This window comes from Arthrobacter sp. 01L42 (genome assembly GCF_056400005.1).
Genome location: NZ_JBFTSL010000018.1, coordinates 1 through 23,116, shown reverse-complemented (window position 1 = coordinate 23,116; position 23,116 = coordinate 1). Strand labels below are relative to the sequence as shown.

General features: G+C 64.8%; 21 protein-coding genes and 1 pseudogene. 12 read left to right on the top strand and 10 right to left on the bottom strand.

What is annotated here, in order from left to right:
• Nucleotides 1-20: 20 nt before the first annotated feature.
• Complete coding sequence (locus AC1DN2_RS16155) at nt 21-794, bottom strand: ion transporter (protein ID WP_476851132.1); 774 nt, start codon at nt 792-794, stop codon at nt 21-23.
• 98 nt (nt 795-892) lie between these two features.
• On the opposite strand from AC1DN2_RS16155, the gene AC1DN2_RS16150 reads away from it, so the two are divergent.
• From AC1DN2_RS16150 to AC1DN2_RS16140, 3 genes are all read left to right on the top strand, one after another.
• Nucleotides 893-1,096 carry a hypothetical protein gene (locus tag AC1DN2_RS16150; RefSeq protein WP_043435465.1) on the top strand — a complete coding sequence of 68 codons (204 nt, stop codon included), beginning with the start codon at nt 893-895 and terminating at the stop codon, nt 1,094-1,096.
• Nucleotides 1,097-1,289: 193 nt separating this feature from the next.
• Entirely contained in the window at nt 1,290-1,895 is a 606-nt protein-coding gene (locus tag AC1DN2_RS16145; RefSeq protein ID WP_476851131.1) for a DUF1326 domain-containing protein, read from the top strand.
• A 45-nt stretch (nt 1,896-1,940) separates the two neighbouring features.
• A complete protein-coding gene (locus AC1DN2_RS16140; protein WP_476851130.1) occupies nt 1,941-2,663 on the top strand; it encodes a DUF2182 domain-containing protein in 723 nt (240 codons plus the stop codon).
• A 74-nt stretch (nt 2,664-2,737) separates the two neighbouring features.
• On the opposite strand, the gene AC1DN2_RS16135 is transcribed toward AC1DN2_RS16140, so the two are convergent.
• Nucleotides 2,738-3,373, bottom strand: a complete 636-nt coding sequence (locus AC1DN2_RS16135; protein ID WP_476851129.1) for a TetR/AcrR family transcriptional regulator — start codon at nt 3,371-3,373, stop codon at nt 2,738-2,740.
• A gap of 133 nt (nt 3,374-3,506) precedes the next feature.
• Between AC1DN2_RS16135 and AC1DN2_RS16130 the strand changes: the two genes are divergently transcribed.
• Both AC1DN2_RS16130 and AC1DN2_RS16125 read left to right on the top strand, forming a co-directional pair.
• Nucleotides 3,507-3,920 (top strand): carboxymuconolactone decarboxylase family protein, encoded by a 414-nt coding sequence (locus AC1DN2_RS16130; protein ID WP_476851128.1) that lies wholly within the window; start codon nt 3,507-3,509, stop codon nt 3,918-3,920.
• Nucleotides 3,921-3,977: 57 nt separating this feature from the next.
• On the top strand, nt 3,978-4,769 hold the full coding sequence (locus tag AC1DN2_RS16125) for an NAD(P)-binding domain-containing protein (protein ID WP_476851127.1): 792 nt from the start codon (nt 3,978-3,980) through the stop codon (nt 4,767-4,769).
• 42 nt (nt 4,770-4,811) lie between these two features.
• Here the strand turns inward: AC1DN2_RS16125 and AC1DN2_RS16120 are convergent, their stop codons facing one another.
• The 3 genes from AC1DN2_RS16120 to AC1DN2_RS16110 all read right to left on the bottom strand — a co-directional run bounded on the left by AC1DN2_RS16120 (nt 4,812) and on the right by AC1DN2_RS16110 (nt 8,983).
• Nucleotides 4,812-6,158, bottom strand: a complete 1,347-nt coding sequence (locus AC1DN2_RS16120) for an MFS transporter (RefSeq protein ID WP_476851126.1) — start codon at nt 6,156-6,158, stop codon at nt 4,812-4,814.
• Between the two features lie 378 nt (nt 6,159-6,536).
• Complete coding sequence (locus AC1DN2_RS16115; RefSeq protein ID WP_476851125.1) at nt 6,537-7,736, bottom strand: acyl-CoA dehydrogenase family protein; 1,200 nt, start codon at nt 7,734-7,736, stop codon at nt 6,537-6,539.
• The gene (locus AC1DN2_RS16110) at nt 7,736-8,983 is read right to left on the bottom strand and encodes a CaiB/BaiF CoA transferase family protein (protein WP_476851124.1); all 1,248 of its coding nucleotides are present in this window, start codon (nt 8,981-8,983) and stop codon (nt 7,736-7,738) included. The genes AC1DN2_RS16115 and AC1DN2_RS16110 overlap by 1 nt, the downstream gene beginning before the upstream one ends.
• Nucleotides 8,984-9,094: 111 nt before the next feature.
• Between AC1DN2_RS16110 and AC1DN2_RS16105 the strand changes: the two genes are divergently transcribed.
• Nucleotides 9,095-9,991, top strand: coding sequence for a LysR family transcriptional regulator (locus tag AC1DN2_RS16105; protein ID WP_476851123.1), 897 nt, complete (start codon nt 9,095-9,097; stop codon nt 9,989-9,991).
• A gap of 19 nt (nt 9,992-10,010) precedes the next feature.
• Here the strand turns inward: AC1DN2_RS16105 and AC1DN2_RS16100 are convergent, their stop codons facing one another.
• Together AC1DN2_RS16100 and AC1DN2_RS16095 are read right to left on the bottom strand one after the other, a co-directional pair.
• Entirely contained in the window at nt 10,011-11,870 is a 1,860-nt protein-coding gene (locus tag AC1DN2_RS16100; protein WP_476851122.1) for a sigma-54-dependent Fis family transcriptional regulator, read from the bottom strand.
• Between the two features lie 6 nt (nt 11,871-11,876).
• Complete coding sequence (locus AC1DN2_RS16095) at nt 11,877-12,953, bottom strand: alcohol dehydrogenase (RefSeq protein ID WP_476851121.1); 1,077 nt, start codon at nt 12,951-12,953, stop codon at nt 11,877-11,879.
• A gap of 250 nt (nt 12,954-13,203) precedes the next feature.
• Here AC1DN2_RS16095 and AC1DN2_RS16090 point away from each other — a divergent pair, with 250 nt between their 5' ends.
• The 3 genes from AC1DN2_RS16090 (at nt 13,204) to AC1DN2_RS16080 (ending at nt 16,970) form a co-directional block, all read left to right on the top strand.
• Nucleotides 13,204-14,130, top strand: a complete 927-nt coding sequence (locus AC1DN2_RS16090) for an alpha/beta hydrolase (protein ID WP_476851120.1) — start codon at nt 13,204-13,206, stop codon at nt 14,128-14,130.
• A gap of 50 nt (nt 14,131-14,180) precedes the next feature.
• On the top strand, nt 14,181-15,824 hold the full coding sequence (locus AC1DN2_RS16085) for a flavin-containing monooxygenase (RefSeq protein WP_476851119.1): 1,644 nt from the start codon (nt 14,181-14,183) through the stop codon (nt 15,822-15,824).
• A gap of 204 nt (nt 15,825-16,028) precedes the next feature.
• Nucleotides 16,029-16,970 carry an aminoglycoside phosphotransferase family protein gene (locus AC1DN2_RS16080; protein ID WP_476851118.1) on the top strand — a complete coding sequence of 314 codons (942 nt, stop codon included), beginning with the start codon at nt 16,029-16,031 and terminating at the stop codon, nt 16,968-16,970.
• Here the strand turns inward: AC1DN2_RS16080 and AC1DN2_RS16075 are convergent.
• A complete protein-coding gene (locus tag AC1DN2_RS16075; protein WP_476851117.1) occupies nt 16,947-17,123 on the bottom strand; it encodes a hypothetical protein in 177 nt (58 codons plus the stop codon). The genes AC1DN2_RS16080 and AC1DN2_RS16075 overlap by 24 nt on opposite strands.
• Before the next feature lie 592 nt (nt 17,124-17,715).
• On the opposite strand from AC1DN2_RS16075, the gene AC1DN2_RS16070 reads away from it, so the two are divergent.
• Nucleotides 17,716-19,443 carry an HNH endonuclease signature motif containing protein gene (locus AC1DN2_RS16070; protein WP_476851116.1) on the top strand — a complete coding sequence of 576 codons (1,728 nt, stop codon included), beginning with the start codon at nt 17,716-17,718 and terminating at the stop codon, nt 19,441-19,443.
• 162 nt (nt 19,444-19,605) lie between these two features.
• On the opposite strand, the gene AC1DN2_RS16065 is transcribed toward AC1DN2_RS16070, so the two are convergent.
• Nucleotides 19,606-20,484: a 3-hydroxyacyl-CoA dehydrogenase family protein gene (locus AC1DN2_RS16065; RefSeq protein ID WP_476851115.1), complete on the bottom strand. Its 879-nt coding sequence runs from the start codon at nt 20,482-20,484 to the stop codon at nt 19,606-19,608.
• On the bottom strand, nt 20,484-21,242 hold the full coding sequence (locus AC1DN2_RS16060) for an enoyl-CoA hydratase/isomerase family protein (protein ID WP_476851114.1): 759 nt from the start codon (nt 21,240-21,242) through the stop codon (nt 20,484-20,486). The genes AC1DN2_RS16065 and AC1DN2_RS16060 overlap by 1 nt, the downstream gene beginning before the upstream one ends.
• A gap of 177 nt (nt 21,243-21,419) precedes the next feature.
• On the opposite strand from AC1DN2_RS16060, the gene AC1DN2_RS16055 reads away from it, so the two are divergent.
• Both AC1DN2_RS16055 and AC1DN2_RS16050 read left to right on the top strand, forming a co-directional pair.
• Nucleotides 21,420-22,841, top strand: a complete 1,422-nt coding sequence (locus AC1DN2_RS16055) for an NAD-dependent succinate-semialdehyde dehydrogenase (protein WP_476851113.1) — start codon at nt 21,420-21,422, stop codon at nt 22,839-22,841.
• A gap of 127 nt (nt 22,842-22,968) precedes the next feature.
• Nucleotides 22,969-23,116: pseudogene (locus tag AC1DN2_RS16050) on the top strand (3-oxoadipyl-CoA thiolase); the annotation flags it as partial.

The window sequence follows — 23,116 nt, the reverse complement described above, 5'->3', positions numbered from 1 at the left end:
GGCAGCTATGGGACGAACGTTCACCCGGTTGGCCCGGCAAGCAGCTTTCTGATCTCGGTGAGCTTGGCTTCGGACTCTTCGAGGCGCTGGCGGAGTCCTTCGACCGTCGCGGTTCCCGTCCCGGCGGCATCGACCGGCGGTGCGGGATTCTTGGGAGACAGAAAGAAGTTGGCCAGGTAGCCGGTGAATGTGCCGAAGATGCCGACACCGAGGACAATGATGCCTGCCCCGATCATACGGCCCGGGTCGGTGACCGGATACTGGTCACCATATCCGACTGTCGAGATCGTGACGATGGTGTACCAGATGGCGTCGGAGGCGTTCGTAATGTTGGCCCCTGGGGCGTACTGCTCGACGCGGAGCATGGCGAGGCTGCCGAATTCGAGCACGAGAATGCCCATGAGCAGCAGGATGTACAGGGAGCTGCCGGCCCGATCCTTGATCAGCGCGCGGCTGATCGTGCGGACGCCGACATCGCGGAGCAGGCGGTACACCCGGATCAGCCGGAAGATGCGCAGGATCTTGAATTGCGCGACAGGCACGCTGGCCAGCAGGTCGGCCCAGCCGAAGTGTTTGAAGAAATAGGCGCCGGCCGATGGCGCGGTGACGATCCGGTAGAGGAAGTCCGCAAGGAAGATCACACTGAAAATGGCGTTCATCACGGTGAGCACCGTGTCGAGGTATTGGTCCTGCACGACATACAAGAGCACGAGATTGACAATCGACAGGATCGAAAGGATACCGATGAAGATCTCGTATCCGGTGCTCTTCAGTTCACTTCGTTCCTTGGTCATATGAGGATTCTGGCACGCGTGCAACGGCGTGGCTGACACTTTTTCAGGAGTAGGGTTTGGCTTGGCAGACGAAGGGGCCGGCAGACGAAGGGGTCCACATGAGCTACAAATATCGAACCGTCCGGGTTCGCGGCACTGACCTGGTTGGAACCATCGCGCGCAAACACGGGGGCGCGCCTGAGATCTACGAAACCTCGAAGGACCCGAGCACCTCGGTCGTCCCGGTGTTTTTCCAGGCAACGGGTGAGGTCCGATTCTTCGACAGGTCAATGCTGGAGGACGTCGTGACGCCGGCCAGCTAACAGCGGTGTTGCACCGCTGGGCAGACGTAAAAAGTCGCCCTGGCGCCCATTCCGGCCGGACGACCCGCGCCCCTTTATTCGATGCGCGGGGCCGCCCGAGAGTGTCCTTCGCATGGGTGTCCGCATGGCGTTGACACTGTTCAGGGCCGCGAGGAGGATTTGTTTTGGGGGGCCTCTTCGAAAGGAGCCCTAAATGCCGTGGCATGTCGAGGGTACATATTTTGAGAATTGCAATTGCGATATGGTCTGCCCGTGTACGGCGACAGGACAGACGGCACCGGCGGACAATGACCGCTGCAACGTGGCCTTGGCCTTCCACGTGGAAACCGGTGAAGTCAACGGTGTCGACGTCGGCGGTCTGACAGTCTGCGTCCTCGCCGATACCCCGGCCCTGATGAGTGAGGGGGGCTGGAAGGTCGGTCTCCTGATGGACGCCGCCGCCTCCGCCGAGCAGGCCGAAGCGCTCGGTGCCGTCTTCGGCGGCCAGCTCGGCGGACCGATGGAGGGCCTCGCTCCCTTGATCGGTGAAATGGCGGGCATGGAGTCCCTGGAAATGGCCTACGCCGACGACGGGCGTGTCCACCAGGTGCGTATTGGCAGTGCAGTCGAGATGGCGGTCGAGGACTTCATGAATCCATTTGATTCCACAGGGCGGGGAGTGAAAATTAGCGGGGTCGGATTCCCGGCCGACACTCTGGCAGCCGGCACATCCAGCACCGCCCGCGTCGACGTGTTCGGGATGACCTGGGATAACGCCGGGAAGAACTCATTCTCGGCCCCCTTCGCCTGGTCCGCTTAGGTGCCGGGCAGGAGCCGCCTGACAGCTGGCCACCATGCCGGAGAATTGGCGCTGATCGGGTGCGCCGCGCTGGCCTGGTACCTGACGTTCCAAGGTCTTTCCGACATGTCCACGGGCCCGGGAACGATGGGATTGAGGCTCTGGGGTTTCCTGGCGGTGTGGACGCTGATGATGGCAGCCATGATGTTGCCGGCGCTGGCGCCCCTGACTTCGACGTATCTCAGATCCATCCGCGCCGTGCGCAGCAGCCGGGTCAGGGCCATCCGGACAACGGCCCTGGTAGGCGGCTACCTTCTGACATGGATCGGATTCGGCGTCATGGCCTACGCGGCCGCGGCGATGTCTGCGCTGCTGGCTGAGGACGCGCCGGATATCGCGCCCTGGGTGGGAGGTGCCGTGCTGGTGGCGGCCGGCGCCTACCAGCTCACCCCGCTGAAGGACTTTTGCCTCAGGCACTGCCGGTCGCCCATAGCCTTCCTGTTGCACGTGTCCGGGTACAAGGGCCGCTTGCGGGACGTCCGCGTCGGCATGTACCACGGCGTGTACTGCGTCGGCTGCTGTTGGGGGCTCATGGTGGTGCTGATTGCCGTGGGCGTGATGAACCTGGCGTGGATGGCCGTGCTCACGGTAGTTATCTTCCTGGAGAAGACATGGAAATACGGGCCCGCCTTCAGCCGGATAACCGGTGTCTCGCTGATCGTTTTCGCGCTCTTCGTCCCGGCACACCCGGAGCTGCTGCCCGGGCTATACATGCCCGCGCCCATGTAAGGGACGCTGACCGTCGTTTTCGAATGACAGTCCGGGGACCGACGTCGGCACGGGCCCCCGCGCCGTCATCGCTTCTACGGCGTGCCCCCGTGGGCGGGTCGGCGCGAAAACAGCGTGCTGACCAGCCGGACCCCAAAGCCTTCATCCAGCGGCGAGCCACTCAGGAAGAACCGGTAGTAGATCGGCCCCAGCAGGAGGTCGGTGAGCATCTCGGCGTCGACGTCCGGGCTCAGGTCTCCTCGGGAGATGCCCCGCTCCACCAGGAGGCGTACATCTGCCACCCGGCGGTTCACCACCCGCTCCCGGTAAGCACGCGCAAGTTCCGGGTCCGCAGCGACCTCCGATACGAGGCCCTGCATGATGCGGCCTATCAGGGTGGAGCTAAGGAGCTCGATGGTGCGGTCAACCACTGCCGCCAGTTCGGCGTACGTATCCCCGACATCCGGCGTCGTCCCCAGGTACTCGACCGAGTCCAGCAGGACGGCCAGTGCGAGGTCGGTCTTCGACCGATACCGGCGGTAGATGGTCGTCTTGGCCACGCCGGAACGGTTCGCCACGCCCTCGACAGTCAGGCCGTTGACCCCAGACTCCGCGAGCATTTCCCTCGTGGCGGCAAGAATCAACTTCTCCGTCCGCGCGCGCCGACCCGTGTCCGCGGGTTGAGGGGCCGCGGCTGTCCCGTCCTCGCCCGTCACTGTGGGGTTAGCCACATCCACGCCCCTTCCCGTTCCGCGCCAGAAGCGCTAATGTTAATAACGCTACGCAACGTAGCGTTTCGCGGGTGGTTGAAGCAACCCACCCGACAAACCCACAACCACCCTACGCACTTTTAGGAGCGCCGACATGGCCACAGATCGTTACCAGCGCGGACTCGACCGCATGATGGAACTCGTCTCCACGGAACACGCCAACACGTTCGACCACGTCAAGCTCGTCGAGTCCTACAAGAGCCTGGACGAGGACCTGTCCGACTACATCGTCTCCTTCGCCTTCGGGGACATCTACTCCCGGACTGCCCTGACCCAGCAGGAGCAGACAATGGTGACCATCTCCACGCTGGTTGCCCTGGGCACCGAGCCCCAGTTGAAGTTGCACATCAACACAGGTTTCAACGTGGGCCTGACCAAAGAGAAGATCGTCGGTGCCCTGATCCACTGCATCCCCTACATCGGGTTCCCGCGCGTACTCAACGCACTGACCCTCGTCAAGGAGGTCATGGCAGAGCGCGGTCTGACCCCGGATTCACCCACGCACTGAGGTGCTCCTCCGCCCCTCGCCCTCCACAATCTCCTCCCTCACCCTCAAGGAACGCTCATGCATTTGGTAATAGGACTCGGACCCATCGGCGGAAACATCGGCGCACACCTCGCCGAGCTGGGACAAGCGGTCTATGGCTACGACTTCAACCAGGACCGCATCCGCGAGTGGTCGGACGAGAACAAATCACCTGCCGGCAACGACCTCGCCGCGGTTGACTGGTCGTCGGTCGACAGCGTCCACATCGCGGTGCGGTTGGCCGACCAGGTCACCTCCGTGTTCGAGGCCCTCAAAGACCATACCGAACGGCCACTGACCGTCTTCGTCCACACCACGCTCGCACCCGCGGACGCCCGGAGGATCTTTGCGTCGGCTCCGGAGTCCTGGCGCGCGTTCGAAGCCCCGGTCTCAGGCGGCCCCCAGGGTGCACGCCACGGTTCGATGACCATCTTCCTCGCCGGCCCCGCCCCCACCGATGCCGAGGGCACGCTGCTGGCTGACATCTGCGGCCGCGTCTTCCGGATGCAGTCCTATGGCCAGCCGGCCTTGGTGAAACTCCTCAACAACGCCCTGGCTACCTACAACCTGGCCGCCACAGCACGGATGCTCAACCTCGCAGCCGAACACGGAGTACCCGCCGGGGACCTCTTCGAGGTCATCGGCGTCTCCACTGGGCAGAGCTGGATGAGCGACAACCTCGTCGACGTCCAGTATGACCTGCTCCTCAAGGACGTCGGCCTGCTCCGCGGTGAACTCGGCTCACTCCCCACCGGAGACCTCAACGACGACGTCGAACAAGCGATCCTTCAGGCGCGTGCCCTGCTGGGCGCCGATCCCGGAAACGAGTGAGCCCAGGTGAGCCAGCCGAGGCTGGCTCACCTGGGAGCGGAGTCAGGCGGTCGTGACGGTGTCCAGTTGACGCACCTGGTCCGCCGCCCGTGGACCACCGAGCAGTTCCGTCGGAGTCTTGGACGTCTCGCGCAGCCCGATCACCGCGACCGCGGCAATGCCGGCGGCAACCGCGCCAAAGATTGCCACCGGAAGCCAGCCCGACGGGCCCGGCTTGAGGAGAATCGCCGCGACCATCGGCGCGAAGCCGGCAAGGAGATTGCCGAGCTGGTTGCTGACGGCCATGCCGGTGAACCGGACGGGTGCCGGGAATTGCTCGGCGAAGAACGATGTCCACACGCCGTTGTAGCAGCTGAAGAACAGCGTCATGTTGAGGAACGCGAAAATCGCGATCAGCACGATATCCGTCGTCGAGATCGCCCAAAGGTATCCGAAGATCGTGAGCGAACAGCCGGCAGAGGCGATCAGCATCGTCTTCTTGCGGCCGATGACGTCGGAGAGGTAGCCGGCCGCCGGGATGCCGACAATCGACAGCGCAATTGCGCCGGAGATGATGGCGAGCATCGCGCTCCGGTCCACCCCGACTGAGGTTGCGTACGAAAGGCTGAACACGGCGAACAGGGTCTGCATCGCTGCCATCAGTGATGCCCCGGCGACGCGGATGACCTTCCGCCAGTGGTACTTGAACACGTCGTTCAGCGGCAGCCTGCGAACTGCGCTTTCTTCCTTCGCCTCGGCGAACACCGGCGTTTCGTCCAGGTGGCTCCGCACGTAGTAAGTAATGACGACGACGACGGCGCTGAGCCAAAAGGGAATCCTCCAGCCCCAGCTGTAGAGTTCCCCGGCGGGCAGGAGCGCCACCGGCAGGAACACGATGGTGGCCAGCGAGCAGCCGACTGCGTAGCCGACCATAACGAAACTGGTGAAGAATCCACGGCGCCCGACGGGTGAGTGCTCGACGGTCAATGTCGAGGCTCCCGCCGACTCGGCCCCCGCGGAGAAGCCTTGCACGACGCGCAGGACCACCAGCAGTGCCGGGGCCAACAGGCCCACCTGCTCGTACGTCGGAAGACAGCCGATGGCGAAGGAGGCGATGCCCATCATGACGACCGTGGCCAGCATGACGCGTTTGCGGCCGATTCGATCGCCGAAGTGTCCCATCACCACCGCACCGACGGGCCGTGCCACGTAGCCCACTGCGAAGGTGGCGAACGATGCGATCAGCGCAACGGTGGGATCGCCGGAGGGAAAGAACAGCACGTTGAAAACGAGGGCGGCCGCGGCGCCGTACACGAAAAAGTCGTAGTACTCCAGGGCGCTGCCGAGCAGCGCAGCTGTGGCCGCCCGCCGCGGTGTCATCGCGGGCCGCGAAGTCATTGGGTGTGTCATTTGTTTCTCCTTTGAAACAGGACTGTGGGTTTGAAACAGGACTGTGGGTCTGAAGCAGGACTGTGGGTCGGCGCAACGCTGTCTCCGGTCTTCGCAAGCGACGGTGATGATGCGACAAGAAATGGGACGAGATTAGTGCGCAACGTCTGGCGGCGTTGCGTCCGTGTGCCTGCTTCCACCGTAGGGGTGTGCGCTGCGTCACAGGTGTTTCGATGTGGAACAGTCGACGGAAGCTGCGCCGGTGGGGGAGCGGCCATGACCGAGGCAGGGAGCAGGGTGAGTGGCGCTGAGAGTCCGCAATGCGAAAGCACGGCCATCCAGTGCGGATGGCCGTGCTTTGTCTTGAGGAATGCAGTGTCTTTTGGGAATCGGAACCGCTCAGGAGAAGGCTGAGAGACCTGTGATTTCCCGTCCCAGGATCAGGGACTGGATGGAGTCGGTGCCTTCGTAGGTGTGGACGACTTCCATGTCGGTGAGGTGGCGGGCTACATGGTGTTCCAGCAGGATGCCGTTGCCGCCGAACATGTCCCGGGCATCCCGGCAGAGCGTTCGTGCCTTGTCCCCGGTGAACATCTTGGCCAGGGAGGCCTGCTCGTTGCTGAGCCGGCCCTCGTCCTGAAGCGCCGCCGTGCGGAAGCAGATCAGCTGCATGGCCGTCAGGTCCGCGAGCATGTTGGCGAGTTTGTTCTGCACCAGCTGGTAGCTGGCAATTGGGTGGCCGAACTGGACGCGTTCCCGGGCGTACTTGACCGCCATCTCGTAGGCGGCGGTGGCGTGGCCAAGGGACTCCCAGGCCACGGTGCTGCGGGTTGTGTTGAGCACCGCTCCGACGTCGCGGAAGGACGTCGATTTTGCCAGCAGGTTTTCAGCGGGGATCCGCAGGCCCTCGATCTCGATCTGTGCCTGCTGGATGGCCCGCTTTGCCATCTTTCCCGTGATGGCCTCGGCGTGGTACCCGGCGGGGTAGGTGCCGTCGTCGTTCTTCTCCAGTACGAACGCCTTCACCTTTTGGTCCGCGGTGTCCCGGGCCCAGATGATGACGAGGTCCGCCACATGGCCCAGCCCGATCCAGCGCTTGGATCCGTTGATGACGTAGTTGTCACCGTCCAGCCGCGCGGAAGTCTCCAGTGCCACAGAGTCTGAGCCGTGCGCCGGTTCGGTCAACGCGAAGGCGCCCAGCTTTTCCAGTCTGGCCATCGGCGGCAGCCAGCGCTGCTTCTGCTCGTCGCTGCCGAGGAGGTTGATACTGCCCATCGCCAGTCCGGAGTGGACCGCGTTGAAGGTGTTGATGCTGCCGTCACCGCGGGAGAGTTCCATGGCGACGAGTCCGGTCTGCAGCCGGGTCAGGCCAGGGCAGCCGTAGCCTTTGATCGCGGTGCCGATGATGCCCAGTTCAGCGAACTTTGGTACCAGCTGATAGGGGAAGTCCGCCTTCTCCCAGTATTCGTTGATGATGGGAGTGACGTCCTGCTCGACGAAGGAACGCACCCGGGCGATCAAGGCACGGTCGGCGTCGTTGAGGTAGTCGTCCAATCCATAGAAGTCGGAATTGACGGACATGTCCGTTGTGCTGGTCATCAGTGCTCCTCGGGGGATCGTGTGGGAGTACCGGCAAGGCTGCCGGCCGAAACTGCTGTATCTTCGCCGAGCCACGCGCGCACGAGCTCAGCGCCGCTGTCCAGGCCGGGCGGTGTGAGGTCGTAGCTCACCGGGGTCCTGGAGAGCCGGATGGGGTTGCGCACGCCGGGCTGCGTGTTCCCGCCGTGCCCCACGGTCACGACGGGTTCCAAGCCGATCCGTTCCGCGAAGTCGATCCCGGCCCTCAGGTCCTGGATCGGCGCGCACGGGAGTTTGGCTTCGGTGAGGATGTCGAACCATTCGGAGGCGGTCCGGGTCGAGAGGCGCTCCAGCAGGAGCGGCCGCAGTTCCGTGCGGTTGGCGCTGCGCAGCGGCGCCTTCTCGAAGCGCGGATCCGTGGCCAGCTCCGGCCGGCCGATGGTGGCGCAGAGGGTGCGGTACTGGGAGTCGTTGCCGATCGCAATGACAAGCTGCCCCTCGCCGGTCTCGAATGGCTCGTAGGGGTAGATGCTGGGGTGCTCGTTGCCCAGCCTGGCCGGAACGGTCCCGCCCAGCACGACGGCCGCCGTCTGGTTCACCATGCCGGAGAGCGCGGAGGACATCAGGTTCATTTCCACCAGCTGGCCTTCCCCGATGCGGTCCCGGTGCCGGAGGGCTGCGAGGATGCCGATGCAGGCATGAAGGCCGGTGATGACGTCGAATACAGCAACCCCGGAACGGAACGGCCCGGTGTCCGGCGCTCCGGTGATGTCCATCAGTCCGGACAGGGCCTGGATCAGCAGGTCATAGCCGGGCAGCTGGGCGCCGCCGGCGGTCCCGAAACCCGTGATCGAGGCGTAGACAACGTCCTTGTTCGTGGCCGCGACGGTGTCGTAGTCCAGTCCGTAGCGCACCAGGTCACCCGGTTTGAAGTTTTCGACGACGACGTCGGCCCGTTCCGCGATGCGCTGGGCCGTCCGGCGGTCTTCCGGATCGCGCAGATCGAGCTTGATCGAGGTCTTGTTGCGGTTGATCGAGAGGAAATACGTCGAGTCATCCCCGCGGGTGGGCGGGCGCCATGCCCGGGTCTCGTCGCCGGCCGGGCTCTCAATCTTGATGACGGTCGCCCCGAGATCGGCCAGCAGCATGGTGCAGTATGGTCCGGCCAGCACCCTGCCGAAATCTGCGATGACGATGCCGCTGAGCGGGCCATCCGGACTGCGGCCGAATGCCGACGTCTCAGGGGTGGCGGAGTGTTGGCTGTCCATCGATGGGCTCCTCGAATAGTGTTCTCTCCCTCCACCATGACGGAGGACATTGCTATCCGTCCAATACTTATTGATGGCCCTTTTGTTGCGTCAGGTGTAATAATCACATGCATGGAGATCCAACAGATCCGAGCCTTCCTGGCGGTGGCAGAAGAGCTGCACTTCGGCCGCGCGGCAGAAAAACTTCACATGGCGCAGCCTCCGGTCAGCCGCAGTATCCAGCAGCTGGAACGTGAGCTGGGAACCCGGCTGTTCGACCGAAGCACCCGCAGCGTCAAGCTGACAGGCGCCGGAGAGGCGTTCATCGGGCCGGCGACGGAGATCATCGATGCCACGCGCCGGGCGAGCATCGCGGTCCGTGCCGCGGACAAGGGCGAAGTCGGGCGCGTTCGGGTGGCCTACGCGGGCGCTTCCACCCATACCCTGGTGGGCCGGCTCGCCCGGGAGGTCCGGCGCGACCACCCGGGTATCCAGATCGAACTCTTCAGCCAGAATTTTGCGCAACCTGCCATGGACCGTGTCCTCAGCGGGGACATGGACATCGCCCTCGGTCGCTGGGACTACATTGCCGCCGGCATCGAAACGCGGCTGCTTGCGGCGGAGGACCTCGTCGTGGCCGTACCGGCAAGCCACCGTCTGGCCGATGCCGCCGAGGCCCGGATGGCAGACTTCCAGGGCGACGTATTTGTTTCGCTGCCGCCGCATGCAGGGGCCGTACTGAACGACCGGCTCCGCCGGCTCACGCACGCCGCCGGGTTCGAGCTCGACGTCGTCCAGATTGTCCCGGATTCCTGGACGGCTCTCTCGCTGGTGGCGGCGGAGGTGGGCTGTACCCTCACGCTGTCCTCGGTGGCCGAGTCGGTCACGGATCCCCATGTGCGTTTTGTGCAGCTGGTGGACGAGACCCTTCCGGTGGAGCTGCGCATGGCCTGGCGACGGGACAACTCCAGCCCCGCCTTGCGGGCGGTCCTGGAGTTGGCTGAGAGGATCCTGCCCGGCGCCGGATGACAGGCGCCGGATGACTGGGTCAGGTCGCCATGGACTCGGGTGTTTCGATCCCCAGTGCGCGCAGCTTCCGGTAGAGCGTGGTCCGGCCCATGCCCAAGGATTCCGCGGCGACCGAACGGTTCCCGTCGCTCTGTTCGAGTGCGGCCACGATCGCATCGCGCTCGAGGGATTCCAGTTTGGAGAGTTTCCGCCTGCCCGTGCTTCTGAGATGTTCCGGGAGGTCATTGGCCTGCACCACGCGTCCGGGATGTGCCCGCCCGAGTGATTCGAGGGTGGCGCGCAGCTCGGCGACATTGCCTGGCCAATGCCAGCGCATGAGCCCTTGCAGCGCCGCTGCGGAGAGCGTGGATCTGTCGGCCGGAGCTGCTGCGTCCAGAAAATGTGCCGCCAGTACCGGGATGCGTTCTTTGGTGGCGGAGAGGCTCGGCACATTCACACGTGCAGCGATCTGGGAAACCACTTCGGATACGAAGTCCGGGCATGCGTCCGGATTCATCGTCAAGACGAGCCGGGCTGGAGAGGGGCCGGCCGTGTCGCTGTACGGCGGTGTACCTGCGTGTGTGGCGCCTGCCGACGGCCCGGCCGGCTGTTGCCGCACCGCCACATCCAGCGCCTTCAGCCTGTTAAGCTCGCTCCGGGGAAGATCCTCCAGATGCCGCAGGACGACGCTCCGGCCTGCCGCGATCGCCTCGCGGCAGTCAGAGAACCAGGTGGCATCCTGTTCCCCTGGCAGCAGGCAGGCGTCGAGGATCAGCGGATTCGGGCCGGAGTCCTGCCCATTGAGCCAGGCGAGTGTGTGGTGAAGCTTGCCGGAGCCGCCCTGCCCGCAAACAGCAATCGCCCCGGGCCCCTGACCTGCGCGATCGAAAGCATTCCGCATGATGTGCCCAAACGCCGCCCCGACGCCCCAAGAGCCGCCGTCGGCCACCCCAGGCTCGGCCCTGCCCGGACTGCTTGCGGCCTCCGGAACGCGGGAAAGCTCCAGGGCGAAGGCCGAGCTCCCGCCGGAATCGTCAATTCGCTGGACCGTGGCATCGACGTTCAGGGAGGGAATCTCGATGGTTTGCTTGGCGCCGGTCCACACGAGGCCGCGCAATTGTTCCCACAGGGTGGTGTGCAGTTCGCTGCTCATGACGGCCAGTCCGGAGACGTTGGTCATGACAGCCTGGGCGTCGAGCATGATGACCGGGGCCTTGGAGGAGCTCAAACGCAGTTGCGACATCCCCAGGGCGAGTCCCGTCGCGCTGCCGAGATCGAGCAGTCGGCGTTCGATCTGGCCGCCGGCTTCGCGGGCCATGGCCAGCATGAGCGGGTTGTCCAAAGCGGTGTCGCAGGCGAAGGAAATGGATCCGAGCACCCGGCGGGTGACCGGGTGCAGAATCGGGGCCCCTGAACACGACAGGGGTGCCAGTGCCTCGTTGAAATGCTCGGCTCCGCGGACAAAAACGGCCTGGCGTCCTTCGATGGGGGTGCCCAGCCCGTTCGTTCCCACGGAGCGCTCCGAGAAACTGAATCCTTCGGCGGCATTTGCCTCATCGAACCGATTGCCGTGCGTCCTGTCCCCGAGTCTGCGGGCGATGATCTGACCGGACTGGTCACTGAGGAACAGGGATATGCCCATGCCGTTGAGGCTTTCCAGCCAGTGGTCCATCACGCTCTTGGCGGCCCGGATGAGGATTCCGTCCGGATCGAAGTCGTTGACGAAGAGGAATGCCTCGGGCCCTGCCGACGCCTCCACGCCGATAGAGCGGCGCCAGCTGTGCTCGATATCCGGGGAGACGATTTCCGTCAGTTGGGTCCCATTCAGCAGGCCGCGGCGGATGAGCTGTTCCCGGGCAGCGCGGAGCGCATCATCGGGCACCTTCCTGGGGTTTTGCATGGCTGGTCAGCCCTGGGCTCCGTCTGCCGCGCGCAGGACGACGCGTCCGGGCACGCCGCCGTGCGTCAGCTTGTCCAGGCTCTCGCCAACAGAGGCGGCGGAGAGCTCGGCGTCGATGATGGGGATGTGGGGAATGGCGTCCCGCTTGGCCAAGGCGATGAGCTGGTTCAGCTCGTCCGGGGTCCCCACGAAGCTGCCTTGGATAGTGAGCATCTTGAGGGCCATGAGCGCGGTGGGTACCGTCAGTTCGCCGCCGAAGAGCCCGACCTGGATCAACCGGCCGCCCTTGCGCAGGGAATCGAAGGCTACCGGCGCTGTTTGGCTGTTGTTCACGAAGTCAATGACGGCCGCCACGGGCCCGCCGCTGGCTGCAACGATTTTTGCGCTGAGGCCTTCGTCTGTGGACTGGACGGTGGTGGCTGCGCCAACCTGCCGCGCGAGCTCCAGGTTGCGTTCGGAAATGTCGACGGCGCAAATGGCCTGGTGCCCGAGCGCGCTCAGGGTGGCGATGGCGGTGAGTCCCACTCCGCCGGCGCCGATCACCACGACGGGTTCGTCGGGTCCGAGCGGAAGGACCTTGTTCACGGCGCTGAATGCCGTCAGCCCGGAGCAGGCCAGTGTCGCCGCCCAGCTGAGGTCCAGGCCCTCGATATCCACCAGGTACTTTTCGTCACGGACCAGGATCTGCTCGGCGTAGCCTCCGGGCTCCGCTACTCCGAGGTTGCGTCCGTTGGCGCAGACATTGTCGCGGCCGGCAAGGCAATCCCGGCACGTGCCGCAGCCGATCCAGGGATAGACCAGCCGGATGTCCCCGGGTTTGGTCCCGTGCACACGGTCGCCGACCTTCTCGACGACACCGACGACTTCGTGCCCCATGACCAGCGGGTAAGTGACGCCCCGGTCCACCAGCTTCAACGCGCCGCGGCTGCCCAGATCGTACGAACCTTCACGAAGATGGGTGTCCGTGTGGCACACACCGGAACGGATGACCCTCAAGAGGACCTCGGTTCCTGTCGGCAGCGGATCCGGCAGTTCGATGTCCTGGATCTCTGGGCTGTCTTGGAAAACGGCAAAAGCGTGCATGGTGACCTCGCATCGTTGCGCAGACTGTATTGATTCAAGAATGACACCAGTTCTGATAGGTATCCAATACTAAATCGCGGCCCCTTTGATGTCCTGAGCGCAACAATCAGGAGCCGCGTGAGTGTTCCAAAGTGGAACACTGAGCCGGCAGAAATGTGACCCACGCTATATGTAGCGGCAAACGCAGCCAACAACCGATCCATCCGTTCCCGGGCAACGCGGGGGCGCTCTCCATACGAAGGAGTATGAGATGACTATCTCGACCGAAGCAGCAGTGACTGAAACATCTCAGGCGACCGACCCCCTCCGCGACCTGTACGCGGACTGGTCGGGAATCATCGCCACCACGCCCAACCTGACGATGCGCCTGTTCCGCAGCATCTTCGACGAGTGGCACCAGCCCACGCGGGAGCCTGAGGCAGTCACCTACAAGGAAGACGTCGTCGGCGGTGTCCCCGGCATCTGGGCCTTCCCGGAAGGTGCCGACCGCACAAAGGTGCTGCTCTACACCCACGGCGGCGGCTTCGCCGTCGGCTCCGCGTCAAGCCACCGCAAGCTTGCCGGCCACGTTGCCAAGGCAATCGGCGTCGTCACCTTTGTCCTTGACTACCGCAGGGCGCCCGAGCACCCGCACCCGGCCCAGGTCGAAGACGGCGTGGCCGCCTTCAAGGCCCTCGTCGAGAGCGGCATCCACCCGCAGGACATCACCACCATCGGCGACTCCGCCGGTGGCAACCTTGCGGTTGCCATTCCCCTGGCCCTCAAAGAACAGGGAGAGCCGCTGCCCGGCCAGGTCATCGCCTTCTCACCCTGGCTGGACATGGAGAACAAGGGCGAAACGCTGATCACCAACGACGCATCGGACGCACTCATCTCCGTGCCCCTGCTCGAGGGCATGATCGCCGGCGTGCTGGGCGAGTCCGTCAGCCCGCAGAACCCGCTGGCCAACCCGCTCTACGCCGATTTCGCCGGGTTCCCGCGCCTGTACATCACCGCGGGCTCGTCCGAATCCCTCCTGGACAATGCCACCCGCCTGAACGCACTGGCGGAAGCCGCCGGCGTCGACGTGACGCTCTCCATCGGCGAAGGACAGCAGCACGTGTACCCGTTCCTGGCCGGCGACTCCGAGGTTGCCGACGCCGAACTCGCCCGTATTGCCGGCTGGTACAAGTACTGAGCCCCGGCCACTTCACTACAAAGACCTGAAGCACAAAGGAGTATTTCATCATGGCTGAAGAACAGGGGCAGACTGCCTCCACCACCCCCACCGCCGAATTCGACGCCGTCGTCGTGGGCGCTGGATTTGGCGGCATCTACATGCTGCACAAGTTGCGCAACGAACTGGGCCTCAACGTCCGCGCCTTCGACCGCGCCGGGGGTGTGGGCGGCACCTGGTACTGGAACCGTTACCCGGGTGCGTTGTCGGACACCGAGAGCTTCGTGTACCGCTACTCCTTCGACGACGAACTGCTGAAGGAATGGAACTGGACGCACAAGTACGTGACGCAGCCCGAAATCCTCAGCTACCTCGAACACGTGGTTGACCGGTACGAGCTGCGCAAGGATATCCAGCTCAACACCGGGATCACCTCGGCCCGCTACGACGAGTCCGCCGACCGCTGGGTCATCGGAACGGACGCCGGGGAAACCATCACGGCGAAGTACATCGTCAACGGCCTCGGTCTGCTCTCGGCCACCAATATCCCCGACATCCCGGGCATCGACTCGTTCGAGGGCAAGATCTACCATTCCGGCGCCTGGCCCGAAGGCGTGGACCTTACCGGCAAGCGCGTCGGCGTCATGGGCACCGGTTCCACCGGCCTGCAGATCATCACCGCCATCGCGCCCAAGGTGGGGCACCTCACCGTCTTCCAGCGCTCGCCGCAATACAGCGTCCCGGTCGGCAACACCACTGTCACGCCGGAGTACGTCGCATCCGTCAAGAAGGACTACCCCAAAATCTGGGAACAGGTCCGGGCCTCCGGCGTCGCCTTCGGATTCGAGGAGAGCACCGTTCCGGCCATGAGTGTGTCTGAAACGGACCGTCAGGCGGTCTTCCAGAAGGCCTGGGAAGAAGGCGGCGGATTCCGCTTCATGTTCAACACTTTCGGCGACATCGCCACGGACCGGGACGCCAACGAAGCTGCCGCATCCTTTGTCCGGGGCAAGATCGCCGAGATCGTCAAGGACCCGGAGACGGCCCGCAAGCTCACCCCGACCGACCTTTACGCCAAGCGCCCCCTCTGCGACAGCGGCTACTACGCCACCTTCAACCGGGACAACGTTGAGCTGGTATCCGTGAAGGAGACGCCGATTCTCGAGCTGACACCAAAGGGCATCAGGACGTCCGACGGCGTTGAGCACGAGCTCGATGTGTTGATCTTCGCCACCGGCTTCGACGCCGTGGACGGTAACTACACGCGGATGGACATTCGTGGCCGCGGCGGCGAAACCATCCAGGACCACTGGAAGGAAGGCCCCACAAGCTACCTCGGCATCACCACCGCCGGATTCCCGAACATGTTCATGATCCTCGGACCGAACGGTCCCTTCACGAACCTGCCGCCGAGCATTGAGACCCAGGTCGAGTGGATCTCCCAACTGGTCAAGGACGCAGAAGCCGGCCAGGTGACCTCCGTGGAACCGACGGCCGAGGCCGAAGAAGCCTGGACCGAGACCTGCCAGGAGATCGCCGACATGACGCTCTTCCCGAAGGCCGATTCCTGGATCTTCGGTGCCAATATCCCCGGCAAGAAGAGGACGGTCATGTTCTACCTCGGCGGCCTCGGCAACTACCGGAACAAGCTCGCCGAAGTTCGCGAATCGGGCTACGAGGGCTTCGACCTGAAGGTACTCGCCCCGGCGGAGTAACCACAATCAAACGACAGCGACGGCGGCTGCCACACCTTGGGGGAGTGGTAGTCGCCGTTCTGCGATCCCATGGCGAAGCATTTGCCCATTGGTAGGCTTGGACGCTTCTATATTCGTCAAGCAGTGTTCCAGGTCCTGACGTGGGAGAAAGCATCTCCCATCTCGTCCTGACCACGCACTAGTAAGTGGGCTAACGTCAGCTGCATGACTATGCACGACGACCAGTTGCACATTGACGAGGACCTCGCTTGCCGACTGGTAGTCGAACAATTCCCAGGTTGGGGTCACGAGCGCATCAGCCGCGTCATGACGGACGGCACGGTCAACGCCATATTCAGAATCGGCGCCGATCTCACGGCCCGTTTCCCGCTCCGATCCGCTGACCCAACTGACATAAGCGCTGAGCTCGTCCGGGAGGCAGCCGCAATGCGTGAATTGGCAACATGCTGTCCCGTCCCCACACCGGAGCCAGTGGCTTTGGGCCGTCCTGGTCACGGCTATCCGTTGCCGTGGTCTGTGCAAACGTGGTTACCCGGCGTCGTTGCAACACCCGATGGCTTGGCGCACTCGGAAGTGTTCACCCGTGACCTCGCCACCCTCGTTCATTCGCTTCGAGCCGCCGATGCGAGAGGCCGCCCTTTTACGGGATCCGGTCGTGGCGGCGACTTAAAGAACTCTGACGAGTGGATGGAAGTCTGTTTTCTTAAGAGCGATGGCCTGCTTCCGGTAGACCGGCTCCGTGCGCTCTGGTCAGAATTCCGGAGCCTGCCCTCTGCTGGCCCGGCGGTGATGACGCACGGGGATTTGATTCCCGGCAATCTCCTCGTCGGAGGCGACCGACTTCTTGGCGTCTTGGATGGTGGGGGTTTTGCTCCTGCCGATCCTTCCCTTGACCTTGTCGCAGCCTGGCACATGCTCGATAACGAAAGGCGGGCACTCTTACGCCGGGAGCTGGCGTCTAGTGACCTCGAGTGGAGGCGTGGAGCCGCCTGGGCGTTCCAGCAGGCAATGGGCCTGGTCTGGTACTACCGGGAAACGGTTCCAGGGATGAGCGCGCTCGGGCGGAGCACCTTGGCTCGCATCCTCAATGACCGAGAGTTTTCGGTTACTACCCCCACTGGTTCAGGTGCTGCTAGCCAGCACTAACCGGTGGTTGAGGGTTCGGTAGATCTGCCGGGTGATGTATCGCTTGAGGCTGCGGATGATCTCCTTCTTGGTGCGTCCTTGGCTTGTTCGTTTCGCGACGTAGTCTTTGGTGGCTGGGTAGCGGGTGACAGTCAGGGGTTTGCGGGCGTCCATGCCGAGTGGTCCTGGATGCGTATGCGTTCATCAAGGGCTGGCTGATCGCCACCTCGCTCTGGGTTGGCTTTCTGCTGCTCCTGGTTGCAGCACACTATGGCGTAGCCGCCGCGCTGGACGGAACCGATGCCGGCCACGTGTGGGGCTTTTTGGGCATGGTGGTTCTTTATGGCTTCGAGTTGCCCTGGTATTCGCGGCGCCACTGGCCTGTGTGTTGGCCTACCTACTGCGCCCGGTCCGGCAACAATGGATCCACATCAGAGCTCTTTTCGCGGTGCCCACCCTCGCGTTCTGGCTGCTGGGAAGCGTCCTGGGTCTCGGCCGGCAGCCCTGGCTGCTGATCCCATGGGCCACAGTTGGCGCAGCGGCAGCGATCGGCCGTTGGGCGGTCCGCAAAGACGTCCTTTCCTCGAATTCTGCTGCTGCCCCCGCCAGACCACCCGGTGCATGATTGGACTACGGGCACCGGGGGCGCCACACAACGCGGCGAAAAGACCGCCACCTACCGCTGCGGTTCACAAACGTGCCGGCTTCGTGCGGGCACCGTTTCGGTCGCATCAATATTGTCGGTGGCTCGTGATTTGCTTGGCGTATGGATCGCGGGACAGCGTGGAGTGCGGAGTTGAGTGCGGAGAGCGGGGCGGCCGTGGAGGCCGTCGCCGCCTCTGTTGCCGCGCTGGCTGCCTTGGCCGGCGCCGGCGTTGGGGCTGACGACGCCGGTGCGCCTGCTGCCGACCCGTTGGGAGACGGCGATCCGCTGCGGCGGCGGGCGGATGCCTGTCTGGACGGGCTGGCCGAGGTCGCGCGGATGGAGGCCCGGACCGCGGCGTTGAGGGTGCGGCTGGCCGCCGACTACGCGCAGGCAACCAGGTTCCTGGCGCCGCCGGCGCCGTCCCCGCGGGACCGTGCCGTTCAGGAGATGGCCCTGGTGGCTGAGGTTGCCTGTGTCCTGACCGTCAGCGAACGCACCGCAGCGGCCCTCCTCGCCGAAGCCCACGCCCTGACGACGGCGCTGCCGCTGACCCTGGCCGCCCTTGAGTCCGGCACGATCTCCTGGGCCCACGCCCGGATCATCGTGGACGAAACCAGCAGCCTGGATGCGGCCGGGGCGGCCGGGCTCGAAGCGCACTTCCTGGACCCCGAAGCACCGAACCCGGCCCGCGGCTGTCCGGCCGGGGAGCTCGTTCCGTCCCGGTTCCGGGCCAAGGCCCGCGCCTGGCGCGAACGCCACCACCCGGCCGGCATCGAGGAACGCCACGCCACGAGCGCCGCGGACCGGCGGGTCGAGTACACCCCGGACCGGGACGGCATGGCCTGGCTCTCGGCCTATTTCCCGGCCGACACCGCCGCGGGGATCTGGGACCGGGCCACCGCGGCGGCCCGCGCCCTCCAGGGCCCGGACGAGCCCCGGACCCTGACCCAGCTCCGCGCCGACATCACCGCCACCTGGCTCCTCACCACCGGCACCGGCACGGGTGCTGGATCGGACGACGGCGGCACCGGTACCGGCGCGGGTGTTCCGGTCCCGCGTGCGCAGGTTCTGGTCACCGTCCCGGTCCTGGCCCTGCTCGGCGCCACCGACGAACCGGCCGTCCTCGACGGGCACGGGCCGATCCCGCCCTCGATGGCCCGCCGCCTCATCGCCGACGGCGCCAGCTCCTTCCACCGGGTCCTGACCGACCCCCGCGACGGCGCCCCGCTCGAAATCGGCCGGACCAGCTACCGGCTCACGACGGCCCAGCGCCACTGGCTCCGGCTCCGCGACGGCCGGTGTCCGTTCCCCGGCTGCGCCAACCATTCCCTGGACAACGAGGCAGACCACCTCCTGGCCTGGGCCGACGGCGGCACCACCGGCATCTCGAACCTGGGCCAGCCCTGCCCGAAACACCACCGGCTTAAACACGCCTCCGCCTGGACACCGGACCGGGCCAGCAAAGACCACCCGCCCGGCTGGACCTCACCGTCCGGACGCTACTATCCCAGCGAACACCAAGACTGGGACCCACCCCACTGGCCCGAAGACTGGCTGCCCCACATCCAGGCCACGGAAACACGCCCGGTACCCGACCCCGACACGGGCCCGGATCAAGGCTTGCCCGCGTATCCAGGACATCGTTGCGAGCTGGAACTGCTCCCGGACTACCATCCCGGCCAGGATCCCATCCCGGAGCCCGACATTGAACTGCCCCCGGACCCGTTCCCGGACTGGCATCAATTCACGGCCGAGCGCTGGTTCCCCGCCGCGGACACGGACGACCCGGGCTGGCCGGCACTTCTGGGCAGCTCTTCCGCGAAGGACCGCCCGCTCCAATGTGCGTGAGCCGCTGGTCGTGTGCCTTCCGGTTCTTTGGGTCGGAGGGATCGGCGCGACGCCGCCGCCACGACGGCGTTGAAGAACCCAGCTTTGCTCAACGAAGCTCAGCTGGACACGATGGCGGCCAGCGAGAACGCTTGCCGCCATCGGGCTATCGGTTCTGACAGCTCAGGAGTAGTCGTAGAACCCTTTGCCGGACTTCCGTCCCAGCTCGCCGCGCTCCACCATGTCGCGGAGGATGCGGGGCGGGGCGAAGCGTTCGCCGAGGGTTTCATGCAGGTACTCGGCGATTCCGAGGCGCACGTCCAGCCCGACGATGTCCGTGGTGCGCAGTGGTCCGGATGCGTGCCGGTAGCCGAGTTCCATGGCGGCGTCGATGTCCTGGGCGCTGGCCACGCCCTCTTCCAGCATCCTCATGGCCTCCAGCGCAATTGCCACGCCAAGGCGCGAACTCGCGAAGCCGGGCGCGTCATTGACCACGATGGGAGTCTTACCGAGCCCGCGGACCCAGCCGGTGGCGGCGTCGGAGAGTTCAGGGGCGGACCGGGGGCCAAGAACGACTTCCACCAGCGTCGAGGCCGGGACCGGATTGAAGAAGTGCAACCCGCACAGCCGTTCCGGCCGGCCGAGCGAGCCAGCCAGGTCGGTGACGGAGAGCGAGGACGTGTTGGTGGCAATCCAGGCATCCGTGCCCAGGTGGCGCTCCACGTTGAGCAGGGCATCCTGCTTAAGCTTGAAGTCCTCCGGCACGGCTTCGACAACAAGGCCCGCCCCGCCGAAGTCGACGGCGTCCGTGGAGACCGCAAACCGGCCCAAGAGCGACTCCAGATCCTCGAGAACGGCGGCCTTCTCCAGGGCCTTGGCCAGCGTCACTCTCACGCGGTCGCGGGCCGCTGCGGCTGCGGCCTCGTCCCGTTCGACTATTGTCACCGCAGCTCCGGAGACAAGGAAAGCGTGGGCGATGCCCGCGCCCATCCGGCCTCCGCCGAGAACGCCTACCCTCGTGGGGACGCCCTGGGTTTCAAGTGGGGGAGTGGAAGGGGTCATTAGTTGGTTCCTTTGCGTTGTTTTCGGTCCAGAAACGCCTGCATCCGCTCAAATTTTGCCTCTGATTCAAAGAGGATCCCTTGGGCGAGTTCGTCAATGGCCGGGTGTGCTGACCTTGGGGCGTGGAGGACGCTCTTGGTGAGGCGGACCGCGAGTGGATCCTGGGATGCGATCCGGGCCGCGAGTGCGAAGGCCGCGGGGATCAGCTGGTCTGGTTGATGCAACTCCGTGACCAGCCGAACAGCCATTGCCTCAGCGCCGTCGAGCACTTTTCCGGTGAGCAGGATTTCCTTGGCCAAAGGCTCGCCGACGAGCTCCACGAGGCGCCAGCCTGCGCCGGCGGCGGCGAGGATGCCCAGACCGGTTTCGGGGTTGCCGATCTTTGCCCGTGGCGTCGCAATCCGGAAATCCGCCGCATAGGCCAGCTCAGCGCCGCCGCCGAGCGCAAACCCGTCAATGGCTGCGATCACTGGCATCGGCAGCCTGGAGATTCGCTGGAAGAGGCCGGAATTGATGCCGGCCAGGGCATCATCACGGCGGCGTTCGCGGAGTTGGGCGATGTCGGCTCCGGAGGCGAAGACGCCGCCGGAGGGAAGCTGCGCCCCGGAGAGGATGAGTATTTTGGGATTGCGCTCCAAATCCGCGCATACAGTGTGCAATTCGTCCACCATGAGCTGGTCTATGGCGTTGCGGACTTCTGGCCTGTTGAGTTCGACATGGACGGTCGCGTCGGCGTCGTGGATTTTGATCGTCTTCACCAGCCCACCATGGCATCGTTTATTACACAGCGTCCAATACCTAATGGACCGGCCGTTATTGTCGGAATTGGATAGATCAGGCCCGAGGGCAGTCACTCACGACGCCGTCATTGATCCAAAATCCTCATTGATCTTGAGGCTAATAAGTATTGGACTGCATAGCCGGAAGCTGGGATCGTGATTGCTAAGACAAAGACGTACCTGCAGAAAGAGTTCCGGATCATGAGCAACTACGCGACCATCAACCCGGCAACCGGAGAGCGCGTTGCCGAGTTCCCGACACTCACCGACGAGGAAGTGCAGGATGCGCTCAAGCGCTCCTTCACGGAATACCGCACCTGGCGCTCCACTCCGCTGGCGGAACGGGCCGCAGTGCTGACCCGCGTGGCCGAGCTGCACCGCGAACGTTCCGAAGAACTCGCCGCCTTGCTGACCCTGGAGATGGGCAAGCCGATCGCCGAAGCACGCGGCGAGGTTGCCCTCGTGGCCTCGATCTACGCCTACTATGCGGACAACGCCGAGCGCTTCCTCCGCGATGAACCCTTGGAGTTCCGGGGACCCGGCTCGGCCGTGGTCCGCACCGAACCCATCGGACCGCTGGTCGGGATCATGCCCTGGAACTTCCCCTACTACCAGGTCGCCCGCTTCGCCGCACCCAACATAGTGCTGGGCAACACCGTGATCCTCAAGCACTCACGCAACTGCCCGCAGTCGGCGCTGGCCATCGAGGCGGTCTTCCGCGACGCCGGGCTGCCGGCCGATGTCTACATCAACGCGTTTGCCACCAGCGGCCAGATCGCCACCATGATCGCCGACCCCCGGGTGCAGGGTGTTTCCCTGACAGGCTCCGAGAAGGCCGGATCCGCCGTGGCAGAAATTGCCGGACGCCATCTGAAGAAGTATGTGCTGGAGCTCGGCGGCTCCGATCCGTTCATCGTGCTGCCCGATGCCGATCTGGACAAAGCCGTAGCCGGCGCCGTGGCTGGCCGCATGTACAACGGCGGCCAAGCCTGCACTGCGTCCAAGCGCTTCATCATCGTCGGCGACATCTACGACGAGTTCCTGCGCCGCTACACCGAGGCCATGTCCAAGATCGCCCCGGGCGACCCGACCGATGGGCAGACGACCTTCGGGCCGCTGTCATCCCGGGCCTCCGTCGATGACATCGCCGAGCTGGTCCAGGACGCCGTCTCCAAGGGCGCGACCGCAGTCACGGGTGGAGGCGCCCCCAACGACTCGGGCGCCTACTACCCCGCGACCGTCCTGACCGGTGTGACGCCGGACATGCGGGCTTACTCGGAAGAGATCTTCGGCCCGGCCGCCGTGGTTTACCGGGTGGACTCTGCCGAAGCCGCTGTTGACCTGGCCAACGATTCGCCTTTCGGCCTCTCAAGCTCCATCTACACCGCGGATGTTGAGGCCGCCCGGCAGCTTGCCGAACAGCTGGAGACCGGAATGGTCTGGATCAACAGCATCAGCCGCAGCGCCGCTGACCTTCCGTTTGGCGGGGTGAAGCGTTCCGGCGTCGGACGTGAACTGGCGCAATACGGAATCAATGAGTTCGCCAACAAGAAGCTGATCCGGATCCCGGCAGCGTAGGCCCGCTCGAATCACAGCCAAGTCCCCGAGGGCGGCCAGCCAGCCCAAGGCAGCAGCAGGGATCGTTTGCGCCCTCAACCCACCTCTGCTGCTGCGTAGTTGGGCTCCACAGAACTTAGAGGAAATCATGAATCAGGCATTTATCTATGACGCTGTGAGGACGCCGTTCGGGAAGTTCGGTTCCGGCCTCGCCGGGATCCGCCCGGATGACCTCGCCGCGCACGTGATCCGCGAATCCGTGAAGCGTGCCCCGGCCCTGGACGTGGAGCGGATCG

Coding starts and splice junctions, on each gene's coding strand:
- AC1DN2_RS16155 (WP_476851132.1), bottom strand. CDS start 794: ATGACCAAGGAACGAAGTGAACTGAAGAGCACCGGATACGAGATCTTC.
- AC1DN2_RS16150 (WP_043435465.1), top strand. CDS start 893: ATGAGCTACAAATATCGAACCGTCCGGGTTCGCGGCACTGACCTGGTT.
- AC1DN2_RS16145 (WP_476851131.1), top strand. CDS start 1,290: ATGCCGTGGCATGTCGAGGGTACATATTTTGAGAATTGCAATTGCGAT.
- AC1DN2_RS16130 (WP_476851128.1), top strand. CDS start 3,507: ATGGCCACAGATCGTTACCAGCGCGGACTCGACCGCATGATGGAACTC.
- AC1DN2_RS16125 (WP_476851127.1), top strand. CDS start 3,978: ATGCATTTGGTAATAGGACTCGGACCCATCGGCGGAAACATCGGCGCA.
- AC1DN2_RS16120 (WP_476851126.1), bottom strand. CDS start 6,158: ATGACACACCCAATGACTTCGCGGCCCGCGATGACACCGCGGCGGGCG.
- AC1DN2_RS16115 (WP_476851125.1), bottom strand. CDS start 7,736: ATGACCAGCACAACGGACATGTCCGTCAATTCCGACTTCTATGGATTG.
- AC1DN2_RS16110 (WP_476851124.1), bottom strand. CDS start 8,983: ATGGACAGCCAACACTCCGCCACCCCTGAGACGTCGGCATTCGGCCGC.
- AC1DN2_RS16105 (WP_476851123.1), top strand. CDS start 9,095: ATGGAGATCCAACAGATCCGAGCCTTCCTGGCGGTGGCAGAAGAGCTG.
- AC1DN2_RS16100 (WP_476851122.1), bottom strand. CDS start 11,870: ATGCAAAACCCCAGGAAGGTGCCCGATGATGCGCTCCGCGCTGCCCGG.
- AC1DN2_RS16095 (WP_476851121.1), bottom strand. CDS start 12,953: ATGCACGCTTTTGCCGTTTTCCAAGACAGCCCAGAGATCCAGGACATC.
- AC1DN2_RS16090 (WP_476851120.1), top strand. CDS start 13,204: ATGACTATCTCGACCGAAGCAGCAGTGACTGAAACATCTCAGGCGACC.
- AC1DN2_RS16085 (WP_476851119.1), top strand. CDS start 14,181: ATGGCTGAAGAACAGGGGCAGACTGCCTCCACCACCCCCACCGCCGAA.
- AC1DN2_RS16080 (WP_476851118.1), top strand. CDS start 16,029: ATGACTATGCACGACGACCAGTTGCACATTGACGAGGACCTCGCTTGC.
- AC1DN2_RS16075 (WP_476851117.1), bottom strand. CDS start 17,123: ATGGACGCCCGCAAACCCCTGACTGTCACCCGCTACCCAGCCACCAAA.
- AC1DN2_RS16070 (WP_476851116.1), top strand. CDS start 17,716: ATGGATCGCGGGACAGCGTGGAGTGCGGAGTTGAGTGCGGAGAGCGGG.
- AC1DN2_RS16065 (WP_476851115.1), bottom strand. CDS start 20,484: ATGACCCCTTCCACTCCCCCACTTGAAACCCAGGGCGTCCCCACGAGG.